At 60.1% G+C, this 14860-nt stretch carries 15 protein-coding genes and 3 pseudogenes; 13 read left to right on the top strand and 5 right to left on the bottom strand.

Translation table 11 applies throughout. From position 1 onward, the window contains the following. Positions 1-52 precede the first annotated feature (52 nt). Complete coding sequence (locus ACSQ36_RS43610) at positions 53-1462, top strand: FAD-dependent oxidoreductase (protein ID WP_436187045.1); 1410 nt, start codon at positions 53-55, stop codon at positions 1460-1462. On the opposite strand, the pseudogene ACSQ36_RS43605 reads toward ACSQ36_RS43610, so the two are convergent. Further along, positions 1457-1711, bottom strand: a pseudogene (locus ACSQ36_RS43605) (tannase/feruloyl esterase family alpha/beta hydrolase); the annotation flags it as partial. The gene ACSQ36_RS43610 and the pseudogene ACSQ36_RS43605 sit on opposite strands and share 6 nt — an antisense overlap. A gap of 146 nt (positions 1712-1857) precedes the next feature. Between ACSQ36_RS43605 and ACSQ36_RS43600 the strand changes: the two are divergent. Beyond that, positions 1858-2220, top strand: coding sequence for a hypothetical protein (locus tag ACSQ36_RS43600; protein WP_436187044.1), 363 nt, complete (start codon positions 1858-1860; stop codon positions 2218-2220). On the opposite strand, the gene ACSQ36_RS43595 is transcribed toward ACSQ36_RS43600, so the two are convergent. Then, complete coding sequence (locus ACSQ36_RS43595) at positions 2214-2726, bottom strand: MarR family winged helix-turn-helix transcriptional regulator (RefSeq protein ID WP_436187043.1); 513 nt, start codon at positions 2724-2726, stop codon at positions 2214-2216. The genes ACSQ36_RS43600 and ACSQ36_RS43595 overlap by 7 nt on opposite strands. Before the next feature lie 424 nt (positions 2727-3150). Here ACSQ36_RS43595 and ACSQ36_RS43590 point away from each other — a divergent pair, with 424 nt between their 5' ends. The 8 genes from ACSQ36_RS43590 to ACSQ36_RS43555 all read left to right on the top strand — a co-directional run bounded on the left by ACSQ36_RS43590 (position 3151) and on the right by ACSQ36_RS43555 (position 11553). Continuing rightward, the gene (locus ACSQ36_RS43590; RefSeq protein WP_436187042.1) at positions 3151-3741 is read left to right on the top strand and encodes a carboxymuconolactone decarboxylase family protein; all 591 of its coding nucleotides are present in this window, start codon (positions 3151-3153) and stop codon (positions 3739-3741) included. Positions 3742-3858: 117 nt separating this feature from the next. Then, on the top strand, positions 3859-5463 hold the full coding sequence (locus ACSQ36_RS43585) for an AMP-binding protein (protein ID WP_436187041.1): 1605 nt from the start codon (positions 3859-3861) through the stop codon (positions 5461-5463). 71 nt (positions 5464-5534) lie between these two features. Next, positions 5535-6716: a lipid-transfer protein gene (locus ACSQ36_RS43580; RefSeq protein WP_436187040.1), complete on the top strand. Its 1182-nt coding sequence runs from the start codon at positions 5535-5537 to the stop codon at positions 6714-6716. A gap of 24 nt (positions 6717-6740) precedes the next feature. Next, positions 6741-7499, top strand: a complete 759-nt coding sequence (locus ACSQ36_RS43575) for a 3-hydroxyacyl-CoA dehydrogenase (protein ID WP_436187039.1) — start codon at positions 6741-6743, stop codon at positions 7497-7499. 447 nt (positions 7500-7946) lie between these two features. Next, positions 7947-8999, top strand: a complete 1053-nt coding sequence (locus ACSQ36_RS43570) for a porin (protein ID WP_436187038.1) — start codon at positions 7947-7949, stop codon at positions 8997-8999. A gap of 88 nt (positions 9000-9087) precedes the next feature. Next, the gene (locus ACSQ36_RS43565) at positions 9088-9462 is read left to right on the top strand and encodes a BON domain-containing protein (RefSeq protein ID WP_436187037.1); all 375 of its coding nucleotides are present in this window, start codon (positions 9088-9090) and stop codon (positions 9460-9462) included. Positions 9463-9564: 102 nt separating this feature from the next. Then, entirely contained in the window at positions 9565-10398 is an 834-nt protein-coding gene (locus ACSQ36_RS43560; RefSeq protein ID WP_436187036.1) for an SDR family NAD(P)-dependent oxidoreductase, read from the top strand. Between the two features lie 3 nt (positions 10399-10401). Beyond that, the gene (locus tag ACSQ36_RS43555; RefSeq protein WP_436187035.1) at positions 10402-11553 is read left to right on the top strand and encodes an acyl-CoA dehydrogenase family protein; all 1152 of its coding nucleotides are present in this window, start codon (positions 10402-10404) and stop codon (positions 11551-11553) included. A 14-nt stretch (positions 11554-11567) separates the two neighbouring features. Here the strand turns inward: ACSQ36_RS43555 and ACSQ36_RS43550 are convergent. After that, positions 11568-12028, bottom strand: a pseudogene (locus ACSQ36_RS43550) (ABC transporter permease subunit); the annotation flags it as partial. 140 nt (positions 12029-12168) lie between these two features. Here ACSQ36_RS43550 and ACSQ36_RS43545 point away from each other — a divergent pair. From ACSQ36_RS43545 to ACSQ36_RS43535, 3 genes and pseudogenes are all read left to right on the top strand, one after another. Next, positions 12169-12276, top strand: a pseudogene (locus ACSQ36_RS43545) (protocatechuate 3,4-dioxygenase); the annotation flags it as partial. Between the two features lie 238 nt (positions 12277-12514). Beyond that, complete coding sequence (locus ACSQ36_RS43540; RefSeq protein WP_436187034.1) at positions 12515-12940, top strand: BON domain-containing protein; 426 nt, start codon at positions 12515-12517, stop codon at positions 12938-12940. 338 nt (positions 12941-13278) lie between these two features. Then, positions 13279-13671 carry a hypothetical protein gene (locus tag ACSQ36_RS43535; protein ID WP_436187033.1) on the top strand — a complete coding sequence of 131 codons (393 nt, stop codon included), beginning with the start codon at positions 13279-13281 and terminating at the stop codon, positions 13669-13671. Between the two features lie 133 nt (positions 13672-13804). On the opposite strand, the gene ACSQ36_RS43530 is transcribed toward ACSQ36_RS43535, so the two are convergent. Together ACSQ36_RS43530 and ACSQ36_RS43525 are read right to left on the bottom strand one after the other, a co-directional pair. Continuing rightward, on the bottom strand, positions 13805-14077 hold the full coding sequence (locus ACSQ36_RS43530; RefSeq protein ID WP_436187032.1) for a DUF4148 domain-containing protein: 273 nt from the start codon (positions 14075-14077) through the stop codon (positions 13805-13807). 424 nt (positions 14078-14501) lie between these two features. Beyond that, positions 14502-14714, bottom strand: coding sequence for a hypothetical protein (locus ACSQ36_RS43525; protein WP_436187031.1), 213 nt, complete (start codon positions 14712-14714; stop codon positions 14502-14504). Positions 14715-14860: the final 146 nt, after the last annotated feature.

Raw genomic sequence — 14860 nt, 5'->3', positions numbered from 1 at the left:
ACACAGAACTTTTCCTGCGACGTACTCATCTGCGGAGCCGGCGCGGCGAGGGGTGTCCTTTCGCCTTATCGAGAAGATGGAGGGCCCTTTCCGTGGCTCGCGCGGCAAGGGCATCCAGCCGCGAACGCAGGAAGTCTTCGAGGATCTGGGCATCATTGACCGGGTCGTCGCGGCCGGCGGCCTGTATCCACCCCAGCGGGAATACCGCGCCGACGGCAGCTTCGCCGAGTCGCTTGTCATGGCGAATGAAGCGCCTACGCCGGCAGAGCCTTATCACCTCCCGCTGCTGGTGCCGCAGTTCCTGACCGAGGGCGTGATGCGCGAGCGGCTGGCCGAACTCGGGCATCGGCCAGTGTTCGGGTGCGAACTGGCCGGCTTCGAGCAGGATGAGGGCGGTGTCACGGCGCGGCTGGCCGGCCCGGCGGGCGAGGAGATAGTTCGTGTGCGTTATCTGGTCGGCGCCGATGGCGGCCGCAGCTTCGTGCGCCATGCGCTGGACATCGGCTTTCCGGGCAAGACGCTGGGCGTGCGCGCCGTGGTGGCCGATGTTGTCCTGACAGGGCTGGCGCGCGACGCCTGGCATCGTTTCAATGAAGGCGCGATGGACGCGCAGATGTCCCTGTGCCCGCTCGCCGGAACGGATCTGTTCCAGTTACAAGCGCCGATTCCACTGGAAGGCGACATTGACCTCACCGCCGAGGGACTTACCGCCATGGTGGCCGCGCGTACCGGCCGCGGCAACATTCACATCCACTCGGTCACGTGGGCGTCGGCGTTCAGCATGAACGCGCGGTTGGCGGATCGCTACCGCGTCGGTCGCGTGCTGCTGGTTGGCGACGCTGCGCATATTCATCCTCCCACCGGCGGCCAAGGCCTCAATACCAGTATTCAGGACGCCTACAATCTCGGCTGGAAATTGGCGGCAACTGCGCACGGCGCATCCGGGACATTGCTCGACAGCTACGAGGAGGAACGGCGGCCGGTTGCGGCGGAAATGCTCGGTCTTGCCACGATGCTGCTCGACGCTGCAAAGCGGGGCGACATGCGGCGCGGGCGCGAGGTTCATCAACTCGACATCGGCTACCCTGAATCGCCGCTTGCGCTGGAGAAACCCGAACGCGCCAACGTCCTGCTGGCAGGCGACCGGGCGCCGGACGCGCCGGTGATGGGCGCCGCCGGTCAGCCGAGGCGTCTGTTCGAACTGTTCAAGGGCACGCACTGGACGCTGCTGGGCTACGACGTCCAGCGCCATCTCGTGCCACCGCGGCCGGGGCTGCACATCCATACCTTCGGTGCGCACGGCGATCTTCTCGACAATGGCGGGCACCTGCGCGAAGCCTACGCGATGGTGTCCGGCGATTGGGCGCTGGTGCGTCCGGATGGCTATGTCGGTGCGATCGTCGCTTCCGGTGATATCGAGGCATTGGAGCGCTATCTGTGTTTCGTTGGTCTCAGCTCATAAGCTTTTGCATACGAAATTGACCTCGTCGTCGGGATTGCCTGATCCAAGGTCGTGTGCAGATTGTGGATAGGGGCACAAAGGGCGAGACATGCCGGGCTGCAGCTTCGCGCCGGATTGCTGGCCCGCACGCGCCGTGATCGAATCAGGCGCTTTCCCCTGTTCGACCCACGCGACGAGCGCATCAAGGGAATCGAAGCTGTCCAGCGCGTAGTCGCCGCCGGTGCAGTGATTCGTGCCCGGTACGAAGTTGTGGAAGAGGCGCTGGCCTGCACGAGTGTGATGAGGGCAAGCTTATGCGCGAGATTAGGGAGGCCATCCGCGACCATGACCATACGCATTTGATCGAGAGCCGGCTGCTGCGATGGGGAAGCATCTCACGCGCAGGCCCGGACGGGTTGAGCACGCAGGATCTGCACGAATACGAGTTGATTACGAAGGCCTGGCGGCGCCTGGCGATCCCGCATTGCGACATCATCAAGATGGTCTACGTCGGGCGTGCACATCGCGAGATCGTGTGCCGCCGTCTGCGCCTCGCACGATCCCATACGTCGATCTATGACCTGGCGCTGGCAGCCGCCAGGCGTGCATTGATCGGTGAAATCAGACAACAGCTTGCTGATGCGCGCGACCTTGAAGTTCGTCAGTCTATTTGTGTAGCCTCATTCGGCTTCATGCCACCGTTTGTTGGACCGAGCTTAACTCCGGTCGCCATGTTTAGTTCGCTTGCGGCAAATGGAGGTCGGAACGGATGCTATTGACCCGGTTGCCGGGCCGCCGCAAGCCGGTCGATCCATTGCTGATCATTGCTGTCAATCATCTTGCCAAGCACGGCGAAGAAGCCTTCGACATCGCGTGGCGAGCACTGCTCATACGCCTTGGTGATCCGTTCGCGTTGATGCGTCGTTATCACGTCCAGGAGCTGATCGCCCTTCGGGGTGCTGTGAAGCAACTTCAGGCGACGATCCTCCTTGGAAAGCTTGAATTCAATTAAGCCCTCTTGATCCAGCTGTCTCAGAGCGCGCTGCGCGTTCTGGTGCGTCATGCGCAGCACGGTCAATAGTTCCCCTACGCTGATGCCGGGCGCGAAATGGGCGAGATAGAGAATGCGATGGTGAACGCGGCCAAAGCCGCGTTCCGTCAGCGGGGCGTCAGCATCAGCTGCCAAGCCCATATGGGCGAAAAAGTGCAAAAGCAGGCCGAGCCTCCAAGGCGGTGTCGCCTCAGAAACATCGATGCTCGCCTCGCGGGCGAAAGCATGATTCAAGGTCTGATCCTCTGCGTGCAGATTTGGCTGGGAGCGCTTGATTTTACGTGACACGCGTGATTGGGACATTCCATCAGCTTACCAACAACAAACAGCGGAATTGTAACCATATCGAAGTCACAGGGTAATCACCATAAGATTATAGTGCAATAAGCTTGTACAATCACCAAATGAGTACAAGTTATGAGGGCGTGCGTCAAAAAGCCAGGTGGGGACGAGCGAGGGAATTCGCTTGTGTGAGCAAACCACAGTGGATGTCATCGAGTGCGCGCGTCGGGGCTGTCTGATTCAGCGCTTCGCGCTGATTGATGTTGGCCGCATCGCGTGGCAGGGCCGGCGGGGTATCGCGGACGAGTGGGAAGAAGTGCTCTCTTGGCTGTATGCCTGAGTCCCGCGCAACCCAATGTTGACACAAAGGAGCGATATGGCAGCCAGAATCGTGCCCCTCAAGCGTGCCGAGGGTGAGGCAAATGATCAGTTAAACGAATTGATGTCATTCGTGGGCTACCGGCCCAATGCACTGTTCACCATGGCACGCAAGCCGGGCCTCCTGCCGGCTGTACTCCAGATGGTGAACGTCGCTTTGCGCGACCCAGGGCTGCTTGATCCAAAGCTGCGCTTTCTTGTGGCCTGCGATGCCTGCCGGGTCGCGCAGTGTTTTTACAGCACCGCCCACATGGTGCATGCGGCTCACCAGCAGGGCATTTCCTGGGAAAGGCTGGCGGCGCTCGATCACGCCGCGGACAGTGGGCTGTTTACGTCGGCCGAATTGGCGGCGCTGGGGTTGGCTGCTGCGGGCGCCACCCTGCCGGTAGGGTCGGCACAGGCCGCGTTCGATGAGGCCGCCCATTATTTCAGCGAGGACGAACTGCTGGAAATCGTGAGCGCAATTGCATTGTTTGGCTGGTTTAACCGCTGGAACGGCCTGATTGGATCGGAACTCGAGCGGGAGCCCGCCACAGTGGTAGCACATGTGCCATGGCTGGCGCTGATGCGGCATCAGCTGGGCTTTTGATGAAAACCGATTTTGCGCGTATGGAGCCAGCGCGGGAAGTTATTCATTCAATAGAGAAATGGGCAACGGGAGCGTCCCTTGATCGGGCGTGTTGCTGCCAGGTAAAGGAGTCAAGCTATGTTCACGGGTCTGCATGATTCATCCCGCTGGGTATTGCCAGCGGTGTTGGAGGAGATGGCGCAGAAGAAGCCCCACGCCCTTTGGGTCGGCACTACTGATGGCGATGAGGCCAGTTTCGGCGCGATGGCCGACGATGTGCGCAGGATGGCCGGGTACTTCGCGGGCCTGGGTGTGAGGAAGGGCGATTGCGTCGCGGTGTGGATGCACAATGGGTTGGACTTCGTGCGGGTCTGGCTCGGACTGGGGCGCCTGGGCGCTGTGGCTGTACTGCTTAACACCGAACTGCGGGGCGCATTTCTGGAGCATCAATTGAATAACTCGGGGGCTCGGCTCGCAGTGGTCGACGTCAGCCTGCAACCCGCACTTGCCGAAGTCGTACCGGGGTTGACGCAACTACGCCAACTAATCGTAGTGGGGCGACTTGGCAACATCCAGGCCCGGCTGCCATTGCTTGACTGGAATGTCTGGCGTTCGGCCGCACCGTGGGAAGGGCCGATGCCGCAGGCCTATGACATGGCCTGCGTGATGTACACCTCGGGTACCACTGGGCCGTCCAAGGGCGTACTGATGCCGCATGCGCATTGCGCGCTGTACGGCGTAGGGGCCATCGAATGCCTGCAAATGCAACCGGATGATAAGTACTACATCTCGCTACCGCTGTTCCATGCCAACGGGCTGCTGATGCAATTGGGTGCGACCTTGCTGGGGGGCATTCCGGCTGTGTTACGGCAGCGGTTTAGCGCTTCGGCATGGCTTTCGGATCTGCAGCAGTACGGCGCCACAGTGACCAACCTGTTGGGATCCACGGCCGCGTTTATCATCGCGCAGCCGCCCACCGAGGGTGATCGCAATCACCGCCTGCGCGCTGCGTTGACTGCCCCCAATCTGGCTGTGCATGAAGCGGTCTTCCGCGAGCGTTTTGGCGTGCGCGACGTGGTGTCGGGGTTCGGCATGACGGAAATCAATATCCCCATCTGGGGACGGCTGGGTGTGTCGGTGCCAAACGCGGCTGGCTGGGCGCACGAGCAGCATTTCGAGGTCGTCATTGCCGACTCACAAACTGATGCGCCGGTGCCTCCCGGCGAGCTGGGTGAGATCCTGGTTCGCCCCAAGGTGCCGTTCGGGTTTATGGCTGGCTACCACGGGATGCCTGAGAAAGCGGCCGAGGCCTGGCGCAACCTATGGTTCCACACTGGCGATGCCGGCACGATGACCGCGGATGGACTAGTGACCTTCGTCGACCGGATCAAGGACTGCATCCGGCGGCGAGGCGAGAACATCTCCGCCGCCGAGGTCGAACTGGCAGTCGGCAGCCTCCCCAGCGTGGCAGAAGTCGCCGCATACGCCGTGCCGTCGGATCTTCCTGGGGGCGAAGACGAGGTCATGCTGGCGCTGGTTTTGGCCCCTGGGTACGAGATGACGTTGGAGGCAATCGGCGAGCAGGCCGATGCCCTGCTGCCGCGGTTCGCCAAGCCTCGATTCCTTCGCCGTATGGACCAATTGCCCAAGACCGCCACTGGCAAGATCCAGCGGGCTGCGCTTAAGAAGGAGGGAACGCGCGTCGCCCTCGACAGAACAACCGGTCTGCGGGGTGAGGGGTAGGCACCGCACTATTCGCTTGCAGTCTCGGTGTCGACCGAGGTCCTACTATTCTTTTTATCGATGGGGTTTCCATGAGCTGTGATGTCTTCGTTAGCGGGGTCGGCATGATCCCTTTCACCAAACCCGGTGCTCATGCACCCTATCCACAGATGGCCGCCCAAGCGACACGCCATGCATTGTCCGATGCAGGCATCGGTTATGAGCTGGTGCAGCAGGCCTACGTGGGCTACGTTTATGGCGACTCCACGGCGGGTCAGTGCGCGCTATACGAGGTCGGCATGACCGGCATCCCTGTTGTCAACGTGAACAACAATTGCTCCACGGGCTCGACCGCGCTGTTCCTAGCTCGCCAGGCGGTCGCCAGCGGCGCCGTCGACTGCGTGCTGGCGCTGGGCTTCGAGCACATGAGCCCTGGCGCTCTCGGCGCGGTGTTTCAGGACCGGCCCACTCCCTTCGACCGTTTTGACGAAGCGACTAACGCGTTGGTCGACGTTGATTTGCCCTTGGCGCTGCGCTACTTCGGCGGTGCGGGCCTAGCGCACATGAAGGAGTTCGGCACCCGCGTTGAAACCTTCGCGAAGATCCGCGCCAAGGCCAGCCGCCATGCCGTCCACAATCCGCTGGCGCTGTTCCGTACCGTAGTCACCGAAGAAGAGGTGATGCAGGCACCAATGATATGGCCCAGTGTGATGACGCGCCTAATGGCATGCCCTCCCACCTGCGGTGCCGCAGCCGCCATCGTCTGCTCTGAAGCCTTCGTCCGGCGGCATGGGCTGAACCGTGACGTGCGCATCCGTGCCCAGGCTATGACCACCGACAGGCCTATCACCTTCGAGGCTCGCGATATGCGTGAGGTGGTCGGATTCAGCATGGCGCGTGCCGCCGCGCAGCAAGTGTACGAGGCCGCTGGCATCGGTCCGCAAGACATCGACGTGGTCGAGATGCACGACTGCTTCGCGCATAACGAGTTGATCAGTTACGAGGCGCTGGGCTTCTGCCCTGTGGGAGGTGCCGAGAAATTTGTTGTGGACGGCGACAACACCTACGGCGGCCAAGTCGTGACCAACCCTTCGGGTGGCTTGCTGTCCAAGGGCCATCCGCTGGGTGCGACCGGCCTGGCGCAGTGTTACGAACTGACGCACCAGTTGCGCGGCACGGCCGACAAGCGGCAGGTCGAAGGGGCGCGTCTCGCGCTGCAGCACAACCTGGGCCTGGGCGGCGCATGTGTGGTCACGCTGTACGAGCGCGCGTAAGTTTTTTCTGAACGAGGACTGAAGATGAACATCGAAGGGAAGGTATTCGTCGTGACCGGTGGCGCCTCGGGCTTGGGCGAAGGCGCGGCGCGCATGCTAGCCGCCGGAGGCGGTAAAGTGGTCATTGCCGACATGCAGGTGGACAAGGGCGAAGCCGTGGCCAAGGAGATTGGTGGTGCCTTCGTAAAATGCGACGTGAGCAGTGAGGCGGATGGCCGGGCCGTGGTGGCTGTAGCACTGTCGCTAGGCAAGATAATGGGCCTGATCAATTGCGCCGGCATTGCTCAGGCCGAGAAGACGGTCGGTAAGAGCGGCCCGCACACGCTGTCTCTGTTTGCCAAGACCGTTACGGTGAACCTGGTCGGGACCTTCAACATGATCCGCCTGGCCGCCGACGCAATGAGTAAGAATGAGCCCGAGCCCACCGGCGAGCGCGGCGTGCTGATCTCCACCGCCAGCGTGGCCGCCTACGACGGCCAAATCGGACAGGCCGCCTACGCGGCCAGCAAGGGTGGCGTAGTCGGCATGACACTGCCGATCGCCCGCGATCTGGCCAAGAATGGCATTCGCAACATGACCATTGCCCCCGGCATCTTCGGCACGCCCATGGTGTTCGGTATGCCGCAGGCGGTGCAGGACTCGCTGGCCGCTGGCATCCCCTTCCCCAGTCGCCTCGGTACGCCGCAGGACTATGCCAAGCTGGTCAAACACATCGTCGAAAACGACATGCTCAACGGTGAGGTGATCCGCCTGGACGGCGCGGTGCGCCTGGCGCCGCGCTAAAGGTCAGCGTGCGCCTGAGGCCCCATCGTTTTCATACTTCCCATGCAAGAAAGGAAACCTCATGTTCGAATCCACCGTCATCGTGGGTGCCGTGCGCGCCTTCACGGGCAGCTTCCAGGACGACTTCACCTCGTTGGCCGCGCACGACTGACGCATTTTGAACCTCGAGCCATGATTTATGTCCCTGCTGCCTTCGTGTTCATGGCGATCATCCTCACCCCCGTCGCAATCAGGCATCGCAAACCACCGGCGTTTCATGCGTAGGGTGGTGTCGATTGGAGTGCCAGATGTAAGTGACCGGATCCGTCGTTCGTCGTAAAGGGCTGTAAGCGTTGTGAAGCAGAGATTTGCATAACGCCGGCTGATTGGCGCAGGCATATGACGACGAGCGAGAACAATTCATTGCATGTCTTATGTTAAGAACTACTACATAAATATGGAGACCGAATGAAAAAACTGCTTTGGATTATGGCCTTCGCCGGGATTCCGATGGTGGCAAGCGCACAGTCGAGTGTCACTTTGTATGGTGTCGTCGGTGACGGGATTAAATGGGTCAACAATACGAAGGGAGGGTCGACTGTCAAGTCCACAGCGACGCGAACACCCGATCGGTTCGGGATTGTGGGCGCCGAGGATCTTGGTGGGGGAGTGACGGCGATTTTCCGTCTCGAGAATGGATTTAACGTCTCCAATGGAGCAATGACAGGTAATCTGCTTTTCTACCGCGCGGCCTACGCGGGACTCGACAGCAAGTATGGTCGCCTCACGTTGGGACGGCAATTCACAGCACTCGAAGATCTCTCCATTTCTCTTGACCCGGATGGTGTCGCCGGTGCGGACGCATCCACCACACCGGAAGCGCTCACTGTCGGCAATGTCTTCACGGGAGATACGCGATTCAACAATGTCATCAAGTACATTTATGCGTTCAATGGTGCCAAGCTGGACGCGAGCTATTCACCCGGAGGCGTGGCAGGCAATCAGCGGGCGGGTTCCAACTATGCGATACAACTGTCCGCGCAGCGAGGCCCGTTGCTTGGAGGCATCGGGTATCAACGAACGTATAACGCAGATGCGACCCAGATGGCGCAGAACTTTCAAGCAGGCGCAACCCTGCAACTCGGTCAGGCCCGCCTATATTTGAATTATCTGGAGTTGTTGATTAGTGGATCGAAGAAGTTACCTGCTGAGCGACGCGACAGCATTCCTCAGGGTGGCGTGGTATATCAGATTACTCCATCGTTATCGTTGACCGCGGCATTTTATTACGACATCGCGCGTAATCTGGGCAATATCAACGGAGCAGGCGGTCACAAGACGACAGCCTATTTGATCGGAGATTACTTCATCTCAAAGCGTACGGAAGTCTACGTAGAGGTTGATCGCAACAGCTTCTCCGGTGCATATAAAGCGGACCCGGAAAACGTGGCGGCCTTCAATCTCAATCCGGGATCTCAAGCTACGCTGGCTGCTTCCGTGGGTCTGGTAACCCATTTTTAACTTAAAGATATAGACCTGTCGGGACGCAAGCGCGACACACCTTATCCATGGAATACAAACGGCTCGATATGAGTAACGGGGAGAAGTCATGAAAGTGATCAAGTTAAATTGCGCCGCTTTTGCCGTGGTCGGGATGCTGGCCGCGTCGTGGAGTTGTGCCCAAGGGGGAAATGCCGTCGACGAAAAGGTTGCGAGTACTAGCGCGGCCGCGATGTCTTCGCGGGCGAAGGCCGCAAAAGCAGCCAACCGGGCGCTCGCCAGGAAAGTTTTGAAAGCCTTGGTTCGAACCAAGGGGATTGATGCCACGCGGATATTTGTCAAGGCGGTAGACGGGGATATTACGCTTTCAGGAACGGTGCCGAGTGAAGAGCAGACTCCGCTAGCCATCAAGACTGCACAAGCTGTCGAAGGTGTGAAGTCGGTACGCGACGTTCTGCGATTGTCAACGCAGCCGACCGAGTAAGTCTCCGTAACCGTGCAAAGCATCAATCAGTTTGGCTAACTAAAGATTGCGGGCGAAGCGCTGGGTCGCGCTGCCCTGAACCTGTTCAAGGAGAACACCCACATGGCTCGGAAACTCGATGGCAAGGTCGCCCTCATCACTGGCTCGGGCCGCGGCATTGGTCGCTCGATTGCCCTCAAACTGGCGGGCGAAGGCGCGCGCATCGTCGTCAACGATCTCGATGCCGAGCCGGCACAGCAGGTGGTGCAAGCCATCCGCGATGCCGGCGGCGAAGCGATAGCTTGCGTCGGTAGCGTTACCGCCCCGGATTTTGCCGAGCGTTTCATTGGCGCGGCCGTCAATGAGTACCAGGGTCTGGACATCATCGTCAACAACGCCGGCTACACCTGGGACAACGTGATCCAGAAAATGACCGATGAGCAGTGGTATGCGATGCTCGATTGTCACATGACGGCGCCGTTTCGCATCCTGCGCGCAGCGCAACCGGTGATGCGCGGACTTGCCAAGACCGGAGCAGAGTCTGGCCAACGCGCCATGCGCAAGGTGGTAAACATCTCGTCAATGGCTGGACTGTTCGGCAACGCCGGTCAGATCAATTATTCCGCAGCCAAGGCCGGCATCATGGGCATGACGCAGACCCTGGCCAAGGAATGGGGCCGCATAAACGTGACCGTCAATTGTGTGGCCTATGGGCTGATCAAGACTCGCCTGACGGATACCCCGGCGGGAGAAGGCGGCACCGCGAATATCGAGGGACGTGAGATCAAGGTCGGCGTGAATCCGGACCTGCTGGCCGCAATGGAAAAAGGCATCCCGCTGGGTCGTGCCGGCACGACCGACGAGGCTGCCGGCGCGGTATACCTGTTCTGCATCCCGGAGTCGGATTATGTGAGTGGCCAGACGCTGTTGTGCAGCGGCGGCCTGACGGGGATCTGAGCCATGATGCCCCAACTGTACCGCCATCAATGGATGGACTCTGACATCGAAGCGTTCCGCGAGCAGGTGCGCCGCTATATCGCCGGGGAATTGTCACCGCATCTGGACGGCTGGCGTCGCCAGGGCTATATCCCGCGCGAGATCTGGAGGCCGTTCGGGCAGATGGGCTTTTTGCTGCCCGAAATAGGTGAAGCCTATGGCGGTGCGGGAGCCAACCTGGCGTACCAATGCGTGCTCCAGGACGAGATGGCTAAGGCGGAGCTGCCGGCCAACACAGCGGTGCACACGATTGCGGCGCACTACATTCTCGACTACGGCACCGAAGCGCAGAAGCAGCGCTGGCTGCCCAAGCTTGCCAGCGGCGAAATGCTGGCCGGCATCGCGATGACCGAGCCCGGTTGCGGCTCCGACCTCCAGGCGCTGCGCACCCGTGCGCGGCGCGAGGGCGACGAGTATGTGATCGACGGAGCCAAGACTTTCATCACGAACGGATTTACGGCGAATCTGCTGGTGGTGGTCGTCCGCACCGGCGAAGCCCGTAGCCGAGGGTTGTCGATGGTCGTGCTGGAAACCGAGAGTCTGGCCGGTTTCCAGGTAGGGCGGCGGCTGGAGAAATTGGGTCAACATGCCTCCGATACTGCGGAGTTGTCATTTGACGGCGTGCGCGTCCCGGTTGATCATTTGCTGGGCGGGGACGAAGGCAACGGCTTCGTCCAGTTGATGAGCCAGCTCCCGTACGAGCGGATGCTGCTCGCCGTGCCCGCTGCCGCTGTGATCGAACTCGCGGTGCAGTTGACATTGGAATACACCCAGCAGCGCAAGGCGTTCGGCAAAGCCTTATACGATTTCCAGAACACGCGCTTCAAGCTCGCCGAGTGCGCAACGCTGGCTCATGTGGTACGCAGCTTTGTCAACGACTGCATCCAGCGCCTGCTCGACGGCACCCTCGACGATGCCGCGGCCTACATGGCCAAGTGGTGGACCACCGAGCAGCAGGGCCGGGTGACGGATGAATGCCTGCAATTGTTCGGCGGCTACGGCTACATGGCCGAGTACCCGATCGCCAGGCTGTATGCCGACGCGCGCGTGCAGCGCATCTATGGCGGGACCACCGAGATCATGAAGGAACTGATCGCCCGCAAGTTGTCGACATGAAGCCGCCGCTGACCGCCTTGTCCCATCCCGGCGCACAGATAGCCGCTGCCTCCCAGCACTGCCGCCGTGAACGCCTTCAACCTGGGATGAAGCCCATGTAGAAGGGCGCGTTGCCGTGTTCAGTGGCGATCATCACGCCGGCGAGAGCGGCAAGCGCCGAGCCGATCATGAAGTCGCGGAGATCACGAAATCGGGTTCGCCCCCATCAGACTCGTGACTCCCGGATTTCCGGCGATGGCGCGCATCGCGCGGCCGAGGCTGGTCTTGTGTACGAGCAGCAGCAAGCCGCCCATCACGATCACCCCGGTCACAATGATCATGATTTCCAGCAGCGCCAGACGCGGCGCTTTGCGCAACGGCCGGTAAGCCACGCGTTCGATCGTATAACAACCACCGCGCAGACAAATGCGGCGACCAATAGTGCGATGACCAGCATCAGCGCGTGATTTCTACCTGGGAAGCGATTACTCACGACGCGGTGGCGGACAGCGCGGATGCCGATCGCCGCGTATTCCTGCGATTGCTGATTGGCGCCCCCGGACCCGTACGAACCAATTGACGCCTGCGCAGCGACGAGGCCTGAGCCATCGGCAGCCCTCACCGGTGAGGCAACACTTGGCAAGAATCATCGGCGGCATCGGAACTTCCCACGTTCCGACCATCGGCGTCGCGTATGACAAGGGCAAGCAAGAGGATTCAGCCTGGGCTCACCCGTGGAATGGTAACGGAGGTTTCGGTAGCGGTCCGGGCCAACTGGGTGGTGCGCAAGGGCGATCTGCCGGTGTCAAGGCAGAGTACAACGCGTCGAACTTCGGGGTCCTGGCCATCTTACGACGAAATCCTCGATCCGAACGGCCAGTTCAGTAACGTGTCGTGGCATCGCGTTCCGTCCTGGGCGGTGGAAACGTCACACTCGGCCCCGTCAAGATTTACCTGGGTGCTCAACATCGGAGCGCACCCGATGCGTCTGTTGCCGGCTACTTCGGCACGGCAGCCGGCAGGTGTCTCGTTGCCAACAGTTGTCAACCACGTATGGCTTGGTGCTGCGTGGCAAGTTTCAACGGCTTTCGGCCTGAACGCTGCGGTGTATCACGCCAATACGAAAAACGGTAACGGCAATGCGACGATGTACACGCTGGCCGGGCAATATAATCTTTCGTTGACGTTAAGTGGGTCCGTAGAATCGCAAAGCCAGATGGATCTGGCTACTAAGGCTGCGCAAGGCGTGGACGGCGTCACGTCAGAGCACAACAACCTTTCGTGCGCCGACTTAATTGAACTCATTGAATGGTCGGGCGCGAACCGGTGCTCGATGACGCAAGTTCTGAGCGGCACCAGTTCTTACGCCACAATCGGAATCCAGAAAGGGGACGAAGCTCTCGTCTGACTTTATCTGCATGAACTTTCGCTAGGCAGAAAGGGTTCGGCTGTGCGTATTGGAGACAGTCAATCTGCTGGATACTTCGACGTAAAGTATGTGACGTCTTAGAAGGTCGACTGGTTTGGCTCGCTGAAGCTTACGCCCCAGCGACTGACAACCTCAGACCAGATGAGACGGGATCCCAACAGACAATTTTCACATAGAGGCCACAAGCATCAGATTGAGGCGCCGAACAAGACCGGACTTTACGACTTGCCGACTAACATCGTGCGTTCGAACGTCGCGAAGGCAGCTACGAGGGTGCGTTCGGGCGGCTACGAGTCGGTGGGGGTAGATCATCAAGGATGTCGGGCGGCGCACAGAAGCGGAAGGCATTCTACTGGTTCGACCATATCCCGACCGAAGACCCCGGCATTAAGAAGATGAACGCCGACTTCGAACGCCTGATGAAGCGTCCAGCGCCAGACAGTGTGCTCTGGGTCAACCAGCAGATTTCCGCTGAACTGCTGCTCAACGCAATCTCGGCCGCCGGAACCGACCAGGACGGCACGAAGATTGCCACCGCGCTGCGCAACCTGACACGCGAGTCGCGCTACCTGGGCAAGGCTGGCTGGCGTGGCATGGCCCAGTATGAAATTAATCAGGAGCTCTCGTTCCCCGTGGCCGTGAACTTTGTCGTGTATGGAAAAGCTGAGCCGCAACGGAAGATTGAAATTCCCACCGAGCCGCCCAAGTGATTGGCAATTCGACATCCAGACAGTTGCAGTCAACCGCTCCAGCGGGCGCTGCAAAATTGTGATCGCGGCCCCGGATGAAAAGCGGCCGGGCGCAGTATAGTCACTCGCTCCGGCGGAGAAACAGTCTGCTGCCTTACTGGGCAACTCCGGCATTACCGTGCTGCGACGAACCACCGTCTACGCCGCCTACCGCAGTGTTCTGGACGGCAACGCGAGCTTCAGCAGCTTGGATGTTCTCCGGGTATTCGTCCGGGTTCGACCTGAAAGGCATGTAGCCGACCTTCTCGAGTTGAACCAATTCTTCGCGTACTTGGGCCCGTGTTAACGGTCCGTTGGACTGAGCGAAGACGGCAACCGGAGCAGCAAGAGCGGCCGCAACAACAACGGCTTGAACCAGTGACTTCATTATCATTACCTCAGGGATTATTTTGTTCGAGGCCGCAAAAAACGCGGGTACACGCTGTTGAATCTCTTCGGGTCGCATTCCCCGCCGCTTGCGGCGCACGCCGGTTGGAAACCGGCTGCTTGGGAAAGCGCACTTCATACCCCGCAGCTTGCTGCGGGGAGCTTGGTTAGAGTTTAGGGGCATGGGAGACTAGGGTAAATACCTAATTTACGAATTCACTATCCGTAAAAATATAACAATAGGGGCGAGCTCGATTCGTTGCGCTGGTCAATCGAGCGTGTGCAAATCGCGGTTACTTGCGCAGGACCCTAGCGCGTGGTTGACAAAGTTCATGAAATCCCCTGCGTCAGCCGTTGTGCAATGCCTAACTGCCTCGGAAAATATGACGAGGAGCGCTCTTAGGCGAGTCTGATGAGTGGCAACTTCATGCGGTGAGTTTGTGCGGACCTGATCGATCGTTTTCCATTGGTTCGTCTTCACTGAGGGCGATGGCGTCCGGTGCAACAGCCTGGTTTTTCCGAGCATTCAGGGCGTGCCACGCGCCGGGCAGGCAGGCGACGAATGATGATGATAGAGGTTCGCGATCATGCGCCCGAAAGGGATTTCTCACCGGCGCATCGACGATGTCTTCGCACATCGACCCTTCGGATTTCCGCTACAAGGTGTCCGCGTCCAGACCCTCAATGGAAAAGCTCATCCATCACTGAATCGCATCGTCGCTTCTCGCACGGCGGCCTGTCAGGACCAGACAGATCTGAATATCAACCGTCGACGGCAACACGT

This window comes from Caballeronia sp. LjRoot34 (assembly GCF_964253815.1).
Taxonomy (GTDB): domain Bacteria; phylum Pseudomonadota; class Gammaproteobacteria; order Burkholderiales; family Burkholderiaceae; genus Caballeronia.
The sequence above is the reverse complement of the archived record's forward strand: the minus strand, read 5'-3'. Positions and strand labels throughout refer to the sequence as shown.